The organism is Candidatus Albibeggiatoa sp. nov. BB20, assembly GCA_016744725.1.
Lineage (GTDB): Bacteria > Pseudomonadota > Gammaproteobacteria > Beggiatoales > Beggiatoaceae > Albibeggiatoa.
The window spans coordinates 2,813-20,168 of sequence record JADGDW010000079.1; the positions used below are offsets into that span (position 1 = coordinate 2,813).

General features: G+C 38.6%; 14 protein-coding genes. 6 read left to right on the forward strand and 8 right to left on the reverse strand.

Translation table 11 applies throughout. The features are described from left to right. Together ABXH34_RS10195 and ABXH34_RS10200 are read right to left on the reverse strand one after the other, a co-directional pair. On the reverse strand, positions 1-391 hold a 391-nt coding region (locus ABXH34_RS10195), incomplete at its 3' end, for a YchJ family protein (protein WP_353571774.1). A gap of 30 nt (positions 392-421) precedes the next feature. Beyond that, positions 422-1,165, reverse strand: coding sequence for a tRNA threonylcarbamoyladenosine dehydratase (locus ABXH34_RS10200; protein WP_353571775.1), 744 nt, complete (start codon positions 1,163-1,165; stop codon positions 422-424). Between the two features lie 303 nt (positions 1,166-1,468). Between ABXH34_RS10200 and ABXH34_RS10205 the strand changes: the two genes are divergently transcribed. The 3 genes from ABXH34_RS10205 (at position 1,469) to ilvD (ending at position 5,505) form a co-directional block, all read left to right on the forward strand. Beyond that, positions 1,469-2,638, forward strand: a complete 1,170-nt coding sequence (locus ABXH34_RS10205; RefSeq protein WP_353571776.1) for a glycosyltransferase — start codon at positions 1,469-1,471, stop codon at positions 2,636-2,638. Beyond that, the gene (locus tag ABXH34_RS10210) at positions 2,638-3,447 is read left to right on the forward strand and encodes an ABC transporter substrate-binding protein (RefSeq protein WP_353571788.1); all 810 of its coding nucleotides are present in this window, start codon (positions 2,638-2,640) and stop codon (positions 3,445-3,447) included. Before ABXH34_RS10205 ends, ABXH34_RS10210 begins: the two co-directional genes overlap by 1 nt. Positions 3,448-3,819: 372 nt before the next feature. After that, positions 3,820-5,505 (forward strand): dihydroxy-acid dehydratase, encoded by a 1,686-nt coding sequence (gene ilvD, locus ABXH34_RS10215; RefSeq protein WP_353571777.1) that lies wholly within the window; start codon positions 3,820-3,822, stop codon positions 5,503-5,505. 99 nt (positions 5,506-5,604) lie between these two features. On the opposite strand, the gene ppk1 is transcribed toward ilvD, so the two are convergent. From ppk1 to ABXH34_RS10230, 3 genes are all read right to left on the reverse strand, one after another. Then, positions 5,605-7,743, reverse strand: a complete 2,139-nt coding sequence (ppk1, locus tag ABXH34_RS10220; protein WP_353571778.1) for a polyphosphate kinase 1 — start codon at positions 7,741-7,743, stop codon at positions 5,605-5,607. A 261-nt stretch (positions 7,744-8,004) separates the two neighbouring features. Further along, the gene (gene erpA / locus ABXH34_RS10225) at positions 8,005-8,361 is read right to left on the reverse strand and encodes an iron-sulfur cluster insertion protein ErpA (RefSeq protein ID WP_353571779.1); all 357 of its coding nucleotides are present in this window, start codon (positions 8,359-8,361) and stop codon (positions 8,005-8,007) included. A gap of 69 nt (positions 8,362-8,430) precedes the next feature. Beyond that, a complete protein-coding gene (locus ABXH34_RS10230) occupies positions 8,431-8,826 on the reverse strand; it encodes a PilZ domain-containing protein (RefSeq protein WP_353571780.1) in 396 nt (131 codons plus the stop codon). A 1,054-nt stretch (positions 8,827-9,880) separates the two neighbouring features. On the opposite strand from ABXH34_RS10230, the gene hisS reads away from it, so the two are divergent. From hisS to yccX, 3 genes are all read left to right on the forward strand, one after another. Continuing rightward, positions 9,881-11,164: a histidine--tRNA ligase gene (gene hisS, locus ABXH34_RS10235; RefSeq protein ID WP_353571781.1), complete on the forward strand. Its 1,284-nt coding sequence runs from the start codon at positions 9,881-9,883 to the stop codon at positions 11,162-11,164. Positions 11,165-11,473: 309 nt separating this feature from the next. Then, positions 11,474-14,572 (forward strand): caspase family protein, encoded by a 3,099-nt coding sequence (locus tag ABXH34_RS10240; protein ID WP_353571782.1) that lies wholly within the window; start codon positions 11,474-11,476, stop codon positions 14,570-14,572. 212 nt (positions 14,573-14,784) lie between these two features. Beyond that, positions 14,785-15,072 carry an acylphosphatase gene (yccX, locus tag ABXH34_RS10245; RefSeq protein WP_353571783.1) on the forward strand — a complete coding sequence of 96 codons (288 nt, stop codon included), beginning with the start codon at positions 14,785-14,787 and terminating at the stop codon, positions 15,070-15,072. A 246-nt stretch (positions 15,073-15,318) separates the two neighbouring features. On the opposite strand, the gene purN is transcribed toward yccX, so the two are convergent. The 3 genes from purN to ABXH34_RS10260 form a co-directional block, all read right to left on the reverse strand. Further along, complete coding sequence (purN, locus tag ABXH34_RS10250; protein ID WP_353571784.1) at positions 15,319-15,936, reverse strand: phosphoribosylglycinamide formyltransferase; 618 nt, start codon at positions 15,934-15,936, stop codon at positions 15,319-15,321. A gap of 8 nt (positions 15,937-15,944) precedes the next feature. Beyond that, positions 15,945-16,553: a nitroreductase family protein gene (locus ABXH34_RS10255; protein WP_353571785.1), complete on the reverse strand. Its 609-nt coding sequence runs from the start codon at positions 16,551-16,553 to the stop codon at positions 15,945-15,947. Positions 16,554-16,842: 289 nt separating this feature from the next. Next, the coding region (locus ABXH34_RS10260; RefSeq protein WP_353571786.1) for a hypothetical protein at positions 16,843-17,356 on the reverse strand (514 nt) is incomplete at its 5' end.

Below are 17,356 nucleotides of genomic sequence, written 5' to 3' on the forward strand. Positions count from 1 at the left end.
GGCTTATCTCTCCATCAAGATAAAACCAACGTTCTTTATCTTTGACAAAACGGCTTTTTTCAGTAAGACGGTGGGCTTTGCCTTGTAGTTTATAACGAGCGACAAAGCTTACCGTTCCTTCTGTATCATCTTTTTGTCCCGCTTCATGGGCTTTAATTTTTAAGCCTAGCCAATGTGTATTTGAGTCAAATTGTAATTGTTTCGGACGGGTTGAAGGATGCCAAGTGCTCAATAAATAATCCTTTAATTCCAATACAAAAGCCGTATAGCGAGAACGCATTAAGGCCTCTGCTGTTGCAGGCACACTATCCCATTGATGATAAGGCGCACAACATTGCACGTAACTCTGCTGGCTACCACAAGGGCAGGTTTCAGTGGTCTTTTTGCTCATCTTTGGTTCTTAAAATCGGGGGCAGCAAAATTAATCATTGACTTCAATCATCTTTAACAATGTTTGCACAACTGTCCCAGCCAACATCGTCCCAAATAAGGCAGGCATATAGGATATAGTGCCATTGACCGCACGCGGTCGCCCAGCATGACCAGAAACAGGCTGATGTGGCAACGGTTGTCGGCCAAGCTCTTCAGAATAAACCACGGGATAATTTGTTTTAATCCCCATGATTTTAAGTTGTTTACGCATTTCTCGGGCTAATGCACAATTTTTAGTTTGATTAAGTTTGGCAACTTTGACTTTGGTCACGTCTATGCGATTACCCGCCCCCATACTTGACGCGATATTAACATTTTGCTGAATGCAAGAAGCAACCAGTGCCGCCTTGCAAGCAATAGAATCAATACAATCCACCACAAAATCAAAATCATTCTGTTGAATCAATTCATCGGTTTGATGCTTTTCTAAAAAATCAGTCATCACAGTCAACTCAATATCTGGATTAATATCACGTAATCGAGCCGCCATCACTTCGGCTTTGTTTTGGCCTAGAGTTGAGTTGAGAGCCACGAGCTGGCGATTTAAATTAGAATCTGCCACTTCATCATGGTCGAGAATGGTGAGACGTTTAAAACCTGTTCTCCCCAAAGATTCAGCAACATAGCTACCAACACCGCCTAATCCGGCGATAAAAATATGATGGTTAATCAGTTGGTTTAATACGTCTTCAGTTAATAAGATTTCAGTACGGGAAAAAAAGTGTTCGGTCATGAGTGTTTTTTATGAATGATGAGTCATGAGATGAATTATGACATGATTTTAAATCGTGATATAGTCAATTTTAGTTTGTATGTTAGGACTGGCAGTCCTTTTATACTTTGAATATCAACCACTTTTGAAATCAAGGATTGCCAGTCCTGTATCACTTTAAAATAAAACAACTATATGAATGTATCAACAAAAAAAGCAATTTTAATAGACGATGAGCTTATCATTTTCAATTCATTACTGCTTTATTAACCTATAAAGTCTACATTACAATACCAAGCATTGGTTATCAGGTCTCATTTTAAAATGCGTATTTTGCACGTTGGTAAATATTACCCTCCTTTTGCAGGCGGTATTGAAAACTTCTTAACGGACTTAATTCAAGCTCAAGTGGCTCAGAATCTACAAGTGGCAGCCATTGTTCACGATCATGAAATCCATTGGCAGCGTTTTTTTGTCTCGATTCAAGCTGAAACTCAAACCAATCCATTGATTTATCGTACCCCTAGTTATGGCCGATTGTTGTACGCGCCGATCAGCCCACAATTTTTGTTTTGGATCAATCGAATTATTAAGCAATATCAACCCGATGTTTTACATTTTCATTTACCCAATACCTCGGCTTTATGGGCATTGATGTTACCTGCTGCACGGCGGATTCCTTGGGTATTGCATTGGCATTCTGATGTGGTGTCGAATATTGATAACCGAGTGGCCATTGCCTATCGTGCTTATCGGCCTTTTGAACAAGCCATATTGCGCCAAGCAAAAGCAGTCATTGCCACATCGCAACCTTATTTAGATTCCAGTTCAGCGTTACAAGAATGGCGGCAAAAATCCTGTGTGATCCCATTGGGTTTGGCTGCTCAACGCTTACCAGAACCGACTCCAGAGGCTTTAATATGGGCGCAACAACAATGGCAGCCTGATTTACAACGTATTTTACATATTGGACGTTTAACTTATTACAAAGGCCAGAAAATCTTAATCCAAGCGTTACGAGATTGTCCACAAGCACAGTTATTAATTGTTGGTAAAGGGGAATTGCAAGCAGAATTAAATCAATTTATTCAACAGCATCATCTACAAAATCGAGTTAAATTGCTAGGTTTTTGTGATAATCAACAGTTACAGGCCTTGCTCAGTACTTGCGATAGTTTTTGTTTGCCTTCGTTGGAAAGAACTGAAGCCTTTGGCGTGGTATTGATGGAGGCGATGCGTTATGCAAAACCTGTGATTGCATCTCAAGTTGCAGGTTCTGGCATGACTTGGGTGGTGGATGATAAAAAAACGGGATTACTTGTTAAACCCAATGATGTTGCCAGTCTGAGCCAAGCAATTCAACAATTAGCGGATAAAAATCAACGGCAGCAATATGGACAAGCAGGCTATAAAAAGTTTGCTCAACAATTTGATATTGAACAAGTATCACAACAAACAACACCGCTTTACACACGTATTATCCAAAAACAATGATGTTATTAAAAAATGTCCTAAAGTACTATTTATTGATATTGTTTAGTTTCAACGTACAAGCAAGCCCTGTTCAAAAGATTATCTCGCTAAACCTTTGCGCCGACATCATATTATTGCAACTGGCGGATCAATCTCAGCAATTGTCGATGACCTATCTTGTCAATGACATGAAATCATATTATACAATTCCTGAGTCTGCACAATTTAATCGAGGCTTGGTTGAAGAAGTCACGGTTTTTCAAGCGGATGTCATATTGGCGCATACATTTACCAGCAGTTTAACTTTGCAGCGTTTAGAGCAATTGGGCTGGCCAATAATCAAGCTTAAAGCCGCACAGACTGTGGACGATATTTACCAAAATATAATACAAATAGGACAAGCGATTCAACAGGAACAAAAAGCATTGCGCATTGTGCAACAGATGAAAGAGGCTTTGCAGCAATTGCCAAAACTAAATCAGCAAAAAGTGTTGGTATTTTATCCAAATGGTTTTAGTGTCGGCCAACAGACTTTAGCCAATAACATTTTATCGCGTTTAAATTTATATAATATTGCTCAAGATATGGGAATTGTATTTTGGGGAAAAGTCAGTTTAGAGCAAATGTTACAACACCAAGCTGAATTTATTATCTTGAGCACCAGTCAATCAAAAACGCCTGCATTGGCCACACAACTGTTACAACATGCCGTGTTACAAAAATCACCCCATATCGAAGTGGCTAATGAACTGTGGCAATGTGGTAGTCCACTTATTTTAAAAGCTATGCAGCATATTATTCAAAAAATACAACCGAATTCCATACCGTAAAAAAATTGGCAAATTGATTTAATTCTGCTTCAATAACCTGCTTAGGATTGATATATAGTCATTTTATTCTAAAGTGATACAGGACTGGCAGTCCTCAATTTTGAAACTGATTGATATTTAAAGTGTAAAAGGACTGCCAGTCCTAACACATAAACCGAAAATGACTATAGTCATTTTATTTTAAGATGATACAGGACGGGCAGCCCTAGATTTCAAAAACTATTTGATATTTAAAGAATTTCAGGATTGCCCATCCTCGCACTCAAGACAGAATTGACTATAATAGCCGAGAATCTGAGTAGTAAATTGCAAATTTTGTCTTAAACCTCTAAAATTTTATCGTTTAACGCCTGTTATATTTTGGAGACATCAATGTCCAACGCTTTAAATAAAGTGAGTGCAAAAATTACTCAACCCAAATCCCAAGGTGCATCACAAGCGATGTTATACGGTACGGGCTTGACCGAACAAGATATGCAAAAAGCGCAGGTTGGGATTTCCAGCGTTTGGTATGACGGCAATACATGTAACATGCACCTGATGGATTTAGCGACAAAAGTTAAAGAAGGTGTTGTCACTGCGGGTTTGGTGGGAATGCGCTTTAATACAATTGGCGTGAGTGATGGCATTTCCATGGGTACAAGTGGTATGAGTTACTCACTGCAATCACGTGATATTATTGCAGATTCGATTGAAACCGTGATGAGTGCACAATGGTACGATGCCAATATTTCAATTCCGGGCTGTGATAAGAATATGCCGGGTTGCATTATGGCAATGGGTCGTTTAAATCGTCCTTCAATCATGGTTTATGGCGGTACGATTAAACCGGGTTATGACAAAAAGCAAGAGCCTTTAGATGTGGTTTCCGCATTCCAATCTTATGGCGCGTATTTAACAGGTAATATCACAGAAGAAGAACGCCAAACCATCGTCAGTTGTTCAATTCCCGGAGCAGGCGCATGTGGTGGTATGTACACAGCAAACACCATGGCCACTGCAATTGAAGCCTTAGGCATGAGCTTACCTTACAGCTCTTCTACGCCAGCCGTTGACCCTAAGAAAATGCAAGAATGTGTCGATGCAGGCAAAGCAATTTACAACTTACTTGAAAAAGATATTAAGCCTCGCGACATTATGACCCGTGAAGCGTTTGAAAATGCCATGGTAATGGTGATGGCCTTAGGTGGTTCAACCAACGCGGTTTTACATTTAATTGCGATGGCGCGTTCTGTCGATGTTGACTTGAGTCTTGATGATTTCCAAGCCGTGAGTGATCGGATTCCATTTATTGCTGATTTAAAACCAAGCGGTAAATACGTGATGGAAGATGTACACAATATTGGTGGCACACCTGCTGTTATGAAATATTTATTAGACAAAGGTTTACTAGATGGTAATTGCCTCACGGTCACAGGTAAAACCATTGCGGAAAATTTAGCTGATGTCAAACCGATTGATACAGCTCAGCAAGATGTTATCGTGCCATTGGAAAAACCAATCAAAGAATCTGGTCATATCCAAATCTTAAAAGGCAATTTAGCACCGGGTGGCTCAGTAGCGAAAATCACGGGTAAAGAAGGTCTGGTTTTTTCTGGCTCGGCTAAAGTCTATGATTGTGAAGAAGACATGCTCACAGCCTTAGAAAACAAACAAATTGGCAAAGGCGATGTAATTATCATTCGTTATGAAGGGCCTAAAGGCGGACCGGGTATGCCAGAAATGTTGACTCCAACTTCTGCGATTATGGGTGCGGGCTTAGGTTCTGATGTGGCTTTATTGACTGATGGTCGTTTCTCAGGTGGTTCACATGGTTTCATCGTAGGTCATATCGTACCTGAAGCACAAGAAGGTGGGCCTATCGCTTTGGTTCAAAATGGCGATGTGATAACAATTGATGCAGATAATAATAACTTGAGTGTTGATGTGGATGATGCGGAGATGGCAAAACGTAAAGCGGCTTGGCAAATGCCAGCGTTCAAAGCCACACGTGGTACATTGTACAAATACATCAAAACCGTGAAAACAGCGTCAGAAGGTTGTGTCACTGACGAATAGTTTTTTAAGGCTTATTCTGTGCTTGAGCTAGAATTGTCTTTGAACTGAGCTGAAAACATCCCAACGCAAATGATACTGTGCTGGGATGTTGAACATAGATTAACTACTTTCCGCTAAGGTTTCTAAAAAGGTTTGCTGTGCCGAAATCAAGCTTTCGCCTTCTTTTGGTGCAATACGCTCATATTGACCGTCTTTATCCAATGCCCATGACTGTGTATTATCTTTTAAATATAACTCTAAGCCATTAACCACTTCAGCTTTAAGCTTTTTATTTTCAACAGGATAACATTCTTCCACCCGTTTTAATAAGTTTCTATCCATCCAATCTGCACTGGCGCAATACACTTCAGACTTGTTGTTATTGCAGAAATAAAAGCAACGTGTATGTTCAAGGAAACGCCCCACGACTGAACGCACATGAATATTCTCTGAAATGCCTTCAATACCGGGGCGTAAGCAGCAAATACCACGTACAATTAAATCAATCTTAACCCCTGCCGTCGATGCGGTATATAAAGCGCGAATGATTTGCGGTTGAGTTAGGGCATTCATTTTCGCGATGATACGAGCGGGTTTACCTTTTCTAGCAAATTCAGCTTCACGTTCAATCCGTTCTAGCAAACCTTTGTGTAATGTAAACGGTGATTGCAACATTTTTTTCAATTGCGCACCACGTCCTAAAGTGGTCAACTGCATAAACATTTTATGCACGTCTTCACCGATAGCCTCATCACATGTCATTAAGCCATAATCGGTATAAATCCGAGCTGTTTTAGCATGATAGTTGCCTGTACCCAAATGTACATAACGACGTAATTTGCGGTCTTCACGACGTACCACCATAATCATTTTAGCGTGTGTCTTATAACCCACCACACCGTAAACCACATGTGCTCCAGCTTCTTGCAAACGGTTGGCTAAGCGAATATTGTCTTCTTCATCAAACCGCGCACGCAATTCAACAATGACCGTCACTTCTTTGCTGGCCTTTGCTGCTCCAACTAAAGCATCCACTAAGACTGAATCTGCACCTGTACGATATAAGGTTTGTTTAATCGCTAACACCCGTGGATCAGCCGCTGCTTGTTTTATAAAATCAATAACAGGGGTGAAGGAATTAAACGGATGATGCAGTAAAATATCGCCTTCACGCATAGATGAGAAAATATTGCGCCCTAAGCCTCTTGGTAAACTTGGTGTAAAGCCGGGGTATTGCAAATCAGGGCGGTTAACCATATCAGGTACGGCCATTAAGCGATTTAAGTTGACAGGCCCGTTGACTTGGAAAATATCGCGCTCTTCTAATTTAAACTGACGCATTAAAAAATGCACCATATTGTCTGGGCAATTGTCTGCAACTTCTAAACGGACGGAATCACCATAACGACGGCTAGGTAATTCGCCTTCCAATGCTCGTAATAAATCATCAACTTCTTCTTCATCAACAAATAAATCACTGTTGCGAGTTAAACGGAATTGATAACAACCTGTGACTTTCATACCGGGGAATAATTCACCCACATAAGCATGCATAATTGATGATAAGAAAATGAATTCATAAGCATGTTTAGAATATTCATCAGGCAATTGAATCACACGCGGTAAAGAGCGTGGGGCTTGCACTATGGCTAAACCACTATCGCGTCCAAATGCGTCTTTGCCTTCTAATGAAACGATGAAATTTAAACTTTTATTTAAAATTTGCGGAAATGGATGTGCGGGGTCTAAACCGATAGGACTGAGGATAGGTAATAATTCATTTTCAAAATATTGTCGTACCCATTCATGCGTTTCGTCTGACCATTGGTCACGCTTGATGAAAAACATGTCTTCCAATTCTAATGCTGGCAAAATACATTCATTTAATAATCGATACTGTTCATTGACAAAATCATGTGCAGCACTACTAATACCTTCTAATACTTTTGCTGGTGATAAATTATCTGGGCCTGCTTGCATTGAACCAAAGTCAGCTTGTTGTTTTAAGCCTGATACTCTGATTTCAAAAAATTCGTCTAAATTGGTACTGGCGATGCAAATAAAACGCAATCTTTCCAATAAGGGTAGCGTTTCGTCTCTAGCTTGGGCAAGCACTCGACGGTGAAAAGCAAGTAAGCTTAATTCACGATTAATATATAAATCAGCATGATGTAAATTTACTTCAGAACTGGATTTGACAGTGGCAGGGGTAGCATTTTTTTCTACCACGTCGCATGAAGGTTCTTTACTGGTGGTCATAATTTTATATCCGTTATAACTATCTTCGAGTTGGAAATAGGCAACTGCTGTAAAACCTTACAGTGTCGTAGTCGTATGTGAAGATGCTGTTTATGAGAAAAACCATCTGATTATAACAGGTGTTTTATACTAAACTATGACGAATATAGGGAAACAGATTTGAAGGGTTTTGTTTGAAGAGAATTCTCAAATGTTCCCACGTTTAACGCAGGAACTTTCTAATAATGCTTTTTCAGCGTAAAAATAAATAATCAGGAACGATTAAGCTGTGAAGGAAGAACCACAACCACACGTTGTTGTTGCATTTGGATTACGAATAACAAATTGAGAACCTTGTAAATCTTCTTTGTAGTCAATTTCTGCACCAGCTAAATATTGGAAACTCATAGGGTCAATTAATAATTTAACCCCATTTTTCTCAACAACAGTATCGCCTTCTTGTGTTTTTTCATCAAACGTAAAGCCATACTGGAAACCAGAACAACCGCCGCCTTGAACAAAAACACGTAACATTAAGCCATCAGTTTCTTCTTCTGCAATTAACTGTTGCACTTTGCTCGCAGCATTGTCAGTAAAAACCAATGGTGAATCATCTACTATTGTAGCTTCTGCACTCATGTACACTCTCCAAGTTGAGGGGGAATATCTAGCATAATATGGGAATAGAGCACCAAAAATCAACGACTTTTATAGCATCAAATTACTTATGGGGTTTGCCAAATCCTCAGCAATCGCATCTAACATTCTTTGATAACGCTCAACTAAGCACATTTCATCAACCACATATTCTTTTTTGCCCATGCTAGTTTCGATAAATTCTACACCGACTTCAAAGCCACCTTCCTCATCTTCACCCCTTAGACGACACCAAGCAACGCGTCCCAATAATGTGATTTGAGGATCAACCATGATTGAAATCTCAATGAGTTCATTGAGCGGTATTTTTTGTTCTGATTCAAATGCCAAACCACCTAAGCTTACATTCTGAGTTTGCTGTACACTTTCCTCAATGTCATCGACTGATGCAACACGAATTGGAATTTGTGCGGGATGTCTGATGAATCTTCTTCCTTCGTCTTTCATATTGCTACATCCTAAAAATGAGGTCGTCCGTTATATTGAGTAAAATGACATGGCAAATGTCAACTATCCTTCCTCAACGGCAGACTGTTCACCTGCTCTGTTATTGTGCAATAGTTGAATGCGGAAATTCAAATAGAATTTATGATGACTGATTAAGTTGACCTATCAACCAATCTATTCATTTTAGATAGCACTTCTTAGCTAAGTTGTCAATTTTGTTTAGACTATTTGTATTTTTCTGACAGCTTATTTTATGTCGTTAGAGATCATTATTTAAAATCGATAGCCCTACAAAACATGATATTTTTAAGTATTGATTTTATTCTAATACAGGTTTACATCCGATATTCATAGCTTATTTTGGAATATCAGAATTCGTTTTCTTGTACTTGAAAATATTTTAATGAATTTAACCTTAAAAAACAAAATAAATTATCTCTAATAGCTTCTCTTAGCTCAGGTTTTCAAATTGCTTTACATATCCAATGAGTTTTGCTGTTCAGCATAAACTTGTTTCAGCGTATTTGTCCAGCCATGAATGTGTGTAGTAGAGCTTACTTTTTTAACGTTTGCATCAATGAGTAAATACAGAAAATTTGGAATAAATTGCCAGAAAAATTGGAATCAACAACATCATGTTTGTATTTTGACAGCATCTTGTAAAAAAACCAATATTATCTTAATTAAGTAGCATAGCAGAAGACTCAAGCCTTCAAAATAAAAGGCATGGCTAGGGGCATAAAAATCTAAACGACTGTTATATAACATAGTATTATATTATAAAGACATTGGTTTAATATTGGATAAATCAATTGTAATTTGGGGTGGGTTTGATTGAAGATGTATTGCGTAAATTAACTCATTAGTTAAGGTTCAAGATCGTCACTCTATTTTGAGCTTTATTCTAATGCCAAAAAGCCAAACAATGAAAAAAACGATAAAATAGCATGATAGTGTTTTGATACGGATGCAATCTTGAATATTATGATTCCAATATCATCAAAATAGCTTAAACTGCACAAAAATTACTAGAAATAATAGAGGGAAGCCAACCTTGTCTAAAGCCATTCAAGCAATTCGCGGTATGAATGATATATTGCCAACCCAAACCGCACAGTGGCAATATTTTGAGCGTGTTATTAAACAGATTTTACAAAATTACGGGTTTCATGAAATTCGTTTGCCTTTGGTTGAGAAAACGGAATTATTTGCACGTTCTATTGGTGAAGTGACTGATATTGTTGAAAAGGAAATGTATACTTTTAGCGATCGACCTGATAAGCATGACCAAGCTGAGAATTTATCTTTGCGTCCAGAGGGCACAGCCAGCTGTGTGCGTGCAGGGATTCAAAATAACTTATTTTACGGACAAGTACAGCGTTTATGGTATTCGGGCGCAATGTTCCGACGCGAAAGACCTCAAAAAGGCCGTTATCGTCAATTTCATCAAATTGGAGCAGAAGTCTTTGGTTTGGAAGGCCCTGATATTGATGCTGAAGTGATTTTGATGACTGCGCGTTTTTGGAAAGTGTTGGGCTTAAAAAATTTAGAGTTGCAAATTAACTCTCTAGGTTCTAATACGGCACGGGCAAATTATCGGGAAGTGCTAGTCAAATATTTAACTGAGCATCAAGAGCTGTTAGATGAAGCCAGCCAACGTCGTTTACAGTCTAATCCATTGCGGATTTTAGATAGTAAAAACCCATATATGCAGGAAATGATTAGCCAAGCACCACAATTATTAAATTATTTAGATGCTGAATCCAAAGCCCATTTTGAACAATTACAAAGTTTACTCACTGCCAATGGGATTGAATTTGTGGTTAATCCACGTTTGGTGCGCGGTTTAGATTATTACAATCGAACCGTATTTGAGTGGGTGACAACAGAGCTAGGGGCACAAGGCACAGTCTGTGCGGGTGGTCGTTATGATGGTTTGGTTGAGCAAATTGGCGGCAAACCTATTGCTGGATTGGGCTTTGCCATGGGTGTGGAACGTTTACTGAGCTTATTGGAGCAAGATCATTTATTGCCAAAAGCAGATGTGCCACATATTTATTTGATGACGATGGGTGACAAAGCATTACAACCTGGGATGCAATTGGCTGAATCATTACGGGATTCTTTGCCTGATTTACGATTAATGCTGCATTGCGGTGGCGGCAATTTTAAATCCCAATTTAAGAAAGCAGATAAAAGTGGTGCACAAATGGCATTGGTTTTAGGTGATGATGAAGTGGATAATCAGCAAGTTACTGTGAAATTTTTGCGCGAAGATAAGCCACAACAAACGCTTGGGCATCAAGAATTACAGGCTTTGCTTAATGAAATAATATAGTCATGTAGGGTGGAATTACGAAATGTTTTCCACCTAAATTATCAATGGTTTAGACACTACTATTTATAGTCTTTCCATGAGAGCCTCAATGATTATGCTATCGTCAACAATCATATTTCCCCTTATTATTTGCCTCTTTCCTCATTTTTAAGCAAAACTGTCCGAAGTATTGATAATAGAAATGAGCTTAATATCTTTTTGAATATCTTGTCATTAAACACAACTCCAAGTATGGTTATAGTAAATATGAACCTATTTTGCTTAACCAATTAAGTCTCCTATCAAATATTCATTAGAAAAGAGGTTTTTATGCGCCAAATACTATTCTTCGTCATGCTGTTACTGCTGCCATTGCTGAGTCATGCCATCAGCGATACGCCGATTTTACGTTTAGAAACGGGTATGCACACAGGGCCTATTCGTCACCTCGATGTTGATGATGCAAACCGCTATGTTGTCACGGGTTCAGATGATAAAACCGTGCGTTTATGGTCAACAGAAGATTTAAGCTTATTAAAAGTGTATCGCCCACCGATTGGTGAAGGTAATGAAGGGATGATTTTTGGGGTGGCGATTTCGCCCGATGGTAATACCATTGCGGCTAGTGGCTGGACAACAGCTGATAAATCAGGATATTACACCACAATTTATTTTTTTGATCGTGCTTCTGGTGAAATGATTCAACGCATTATTAACGTGCCAACCGTGGTTAACCATCTTGAATACTCTCCTGATGGAAAATACTTAGTTGCGGTTTTATCGGGAAATGGTGGTTTTCAGGCTTTTAATACGGAAACCTATGAATTAGTCGCAGATAACAATAATTATGGTGGTTACAGCTATTGGGCTGAATTCAATCAACAAGGCCATTTAATCGTAACCTGTGTCTCGGGGCAATTGTATTTATATGATGAAAATTTTGAGCAAATTGCCACACAAACGACCCATAGCAAAGCCGAGCAACCTTATGCTGCCACCTTTTCACCCGATGGGACAAAAATCGCCATTAGTCACTTTTTCACACCGAGCGTGTATGTGGTTTCAGCAGAAGATTTAAGTTTATTGTATGAAGTCGACACCAGCTTTGCAGCCAGTAACAGTGATTTTAATGCCTTAGCATGGTCGCCAGATGGTGAATATTTATACGGTGGTGGTCGTTATTGGGATGGTGATTTAGCCTCGTATGCAATGATACGTTGGGATAATGCAGGTCAAGGCAAACCTTTGGCTTATGCGTTTGCCCAAAATTCGATTTTAGATATGCAAGTATTAGATAATCATGAATTAATTGTTGGTAGTTATGATCCTGTGTTTGGTAAATATGATGCCAATGGCACATTAAGTCATTCATTAGAAGCAGGCATTGCAGACTATCGAGATAATTTTGATGGTTTCTTAGTCAGTGAAAATGGCGACGCGGTAAAATTTGGCTATAAAGCGTTTGGTAAAGACCCCGCTTATTTTTCTTTAACTGAACATGTGTTAACGCGTACTCTGCCAGATACTACTCGTTTAACCGCCCCAATCAGAAGTTCTGACACCTTAAACGTCACGGATTGGGAACAGAACCAATCTCCTCGCTTTAATTATGAAACCTTGCCTATGATTAGTGGTGAAATTTCCTACAGTGTCGGGATGTCACATGATTCAAAACACTTTTTACTGGGTACAGGTTGGACATTACGCATGTTCAATGAAAAAGGCTGGCAAACTTGGCAAAAACCTGTGGTTGGTGGTTCAGCTTGGGTCGTGAATATCGCTCAAAATAATAAAGTGGCTTTGGCGAGCTTTGGCAATGGCATGATTCAGTGGCTCAATGTCGAAACGGGTGCAACATTACTCAGTTTCTTCCCGCACCAAGATGGCAAACGCTGGATTGCATGGACACCAGAAGGTTATTACATGACTTCCGCAGGTGGTGAGGAATTAATTGGCTGGCATATCAATCAAGGTGAAGGGCAAAGTGCAGATTTTTTCCCAGCAACTCGTTTCCGTGAGCAATTTTATCGCCCTGAGGTTGTGAAGAAAGTTTTAGAAACCTTTGATTCAGCAAAAGCATTGCAATTGGTTAATAAAGAACATCATGTGACTGAAGAAGCTAAAGCAGGTATTCAACATTTATTGCCGCCTGTGGTATCCAGTTTTGAATTAGATGAAAAATCGCTTGATGCAATACAAAATACCAGCAGCTTAGCGTTTAAAGATCGGAAAGTGACTTTTGCCTATCGAGTACGCCGTCCTTCAGGTGAAGCGATTAAGGATATTAAATTACTGCTTGATGGTCGACCTATGGATGCAAACGCCGCTCGCGGAATCAGTCGTGGTATTAGCCGAGGAATCAGCCGTGATATAAGCGATCCTCAACAAGATATTAGTAATTTAGCCTGTCTTATTGATAAATCAGCATCAGAATTAGCCGAACAAGCCAGAGGGATTAGTCGGGGAATTAGCCGTGGCATCAGTCGTAATGTTGAAGTCGATGCAAATCAGTCCGATAGTGATGAAACCATCATCATTGACAATAATTGTGAGATTCCTCAAGACGATGAATTGCATTATCTTACAATTGAATTGCCACCACGTGATGTACAAGTCAGCTTGATTGCCGAAAATCGTTATTCGTCATCAGAACCTTATAGTTTAAATTTAACGTGGACAGGTGAAGCTTCACAGCCTAAACCAACATTATATGTATTGGCTACAGGCGTGAGTCAATATGATGATGAGGCGTTGACATTGAATTTTGCGGCTAAAGATGCACAAGATTTTTCTGATGGTTTAAAAAAACAGTTGGATAGCGATTTTTATAAAACAGTAGAAATCAAATTATTAAAAGATGCGACAAAACAGGAAATTATAGAAGGTTTGAGATGGCTGCATGAAAACGTCACCATTCATGATGTGGCCATTCTATTTTTTGCGGGGCATGGATTTAATGAGACTGATGGTAAATATTACTTTTTACCCCGAGATGTCGATAAATACAAAATGGCTGAAACGGGCTTAGTATATGAGGATATTAAAAACACCTTGTCTTCGTTACCAAGCAAGGCTTTATTGTTTATTGATACCTGTCATTCAGGCAATGTGATGGGCAGTGGTTTTGTTGATATTGATCGAGTCTCAAATGACTTATCCAGCTCTGAAAATGGGATTGTGGTTTTTGCTGCAACGACGGGTAAACAATTAGCTTGGGAAGATGAAGCATGGGGCAATGGTGCGTTTACCAAAGTATTGATTGAAGGGTTATCTGGTGAAGCCGATTATACTCATGACCATCATGTGAGTTTTACCGAGTTGAATTTATATTTATCGACTCAGGTACACAAATTAACCCAAGGCCAACAGACCCCGACCACCGCGATTCCTAAAACAACACCAGATTTTCATTTAGTGCGTTTACGCTAGTTTTTGAGAATATTTTATTGTGATAGAAGGTTGTCTGTTCTTGAGGATAGGGAGTCTTCTATTTTTTCAGAACAATGAGTCTTTTGTTATGCGCTTAGTTAAGTATAGTCATTTTATTTTAAAGTGATATAGGACTGGCAGTCCTAACACATAACAAGAAATTCACTATATCACCTATTGGCTAAGCCTAAAAAATTGGAACTGATTTAATTATGATGCACATTTGCCAACATTTCTTTATTACAGGTCGAGTGCAGGGTGTATCATTTCGTTACTACACTCGCCATAAAGCCGTTGAATTAGGATTAACGGGTTGGGCACGCAATTTAACCGATGGACGAGTCGAGGTGATTGCTTGTGGGAACGCAAGTGCGATGGCATTATTTCAAGTGTGGTTAGCACAAGGGTCTACATTGGCAAAAGTAACCAATATAGAAGCTAAAACATTACCTTGCCAACAACTTGATCGTTTCAAAATATTGGATTCCGCGCCCAACTAATGACATGATTTTAGCGACTATCCGTAGAGTTTAAGATTTCAGCTTTGAATAAGCACTGTCAAAACTAAAGCCTAAAACACTTCCACAACATAGTCGTTTTCTTACTAAATCATTAGAACGGTTCAGCCTTGAATGAGCATATATGGGTGTTAGGACTGGCAGTCCTAAAAACTTCAAATATCAATCACTTTTAAAAGTAAGGACTGCCAGTCCTGTATCATCTTAGAATAAAACGGCTATAACTTCCTAAAGTTGTACGGCTTTACCATCTAATAACACTTGATTTTGCTGTAATTTCAACCGCCCCTCCGCAAACCATTGCACCACTTGAGGGTAAATTTTATGCTCTTGCACTAATACCCGAGCAGCTAATTTATCAGCATCATCATTGTCTAAAACAGGGACTTTGGCTTGAGCAATAATAGGCCCACCATCTAAATCTTCGGTGACAAAATGCACACTCACACCATGTTCTGTCACGCCTGCTTCTAAAGCGCGTTCATGTGTATGCAGCCCTTTGAATAACGGCAATAATGAAGGATGAATATTAAGCAAACGTCCTCGATAATGCTGTACAAAATCGGGGGTTAAAATACGCATAAAACCCGCTAAAATCACCAAATCTACATCAAACTGGTCAATACTGGTTTTTAAAGCGGCATCAAATGTACTGCGATTAGCAAACTGTTTATGATTGACCACCACCGCATCAATATCAATGCCTTGTTGCTTTGCGTACTCTAAGCCCTTAGCATCAGGATCATTACTGATAATTGCTTTAATTTGTACATTTGGAATTTGGGCTTCCACGATGGCTTGCATGTTGCTGCCACGCCCTGAAATTAAAATAACCGTTGATAACATACTAATTCCTAAGCTGAAAAGCCTTTTCCCCATTCACCTGTAAAGCATAATTCCTCTAAAGGCATACGCTGACGCTCTGCTAATTCACGCTGCTTTAATTCATCTGCTTCAATCACATCTATCTCGGTTCGATAGCCAATAGCAATAACCGTTGTTGCTTGAACAGTTTCAGGCAATTTAAAGGTTTGCTTTAATTTTTGTGGATCAAATCCCGCCATTTGATGTGTGGTTAAATCAAGTGCAACGGCTTGCAAGCACAAGTTTTCACAAGCTGCTCCAACATCATAAGTTGCCCACGGATTTTCTTTGCCATTATGTTTAAACTGTTTCATTGCAGCAACAACAATTAATAAGGGTGCATTTTTTACCCAGCTTTGATTCATTTCAGCTAAGCAATCAAATGCGTTTTGCCATGCTTCTGGCTGAGTTGCTTTATCACATACAATAAACCGCCAAGGTTCATCACCGTAGCAAGAAGGTGCCCAACGTGCCGCTTCTAATAATGAGGTAATTTCTTGTTTTGACAACATTTTATTTTTATCAAAAGCACGAGAACTCCAACGCTTAGCAATTAACTCATGAATTGGAGCTTGGGTTGTTGCTGATTTTTCTAACATTATGTGATTCCAAACGGGGTTGAGCAGATAATTTTATAGGATATTATCGAGAAGAGAGGTTTAATTTATAGAATAAAATATTTTATCCCACAATGCTTGGTTTGCACATATAAAACACGTTTTTCTGGGAAAGAATATAAGGTTTAATTTTTGGGAAATGTATTAAATGCAACTCAATTAACACAATGGCTCAGATAGTTTTTTAAAACATATAATAAAATCTAGATAGCATGTAGTACAAGCCATTGGCATCACTCATAACGCTATACTGACCATTGAACAAGAAATCCTATAAAATAAATTTTTGTTCTAGCTTTTTACCAGCTAATCTTACTTGATATGAAGGAATTTCTATTTCTTGAATAAATAGATAAAGATCACTTTTTACTCTAAAAAGATATTCAGATTCCAAAATATCATGACAAAATTCATCAGAAGGATAAATCATAAAGCATTTTTGAAGTTCAGATAGTTTTTGTATTTTCTGTTTGATGATCCCTATGTTGTTATGATAAACATAGTTGTCGATGTCCAACCTTTTTGAATGGTCATATATATAAAAATATTCTGCAATAATTCGATAAATATCCGGAATATTCCAATCTTTAGGTTTTTTTTGCAAAATAGGCTGAGCTTCTTTTAGTTGAAAGTAAATTGCTTCCTCAGCTTGCTCAAAATTTCTTCTTAAACAAATACCCTTTATCAATGAAGCAAATTTGTTATCTTTTCTAATAATAAAAGCTTTTCCTTCCCAAAAAGTAGATTTACCCTTATGTATAGGTATTGATTTTATGTAGTAATAA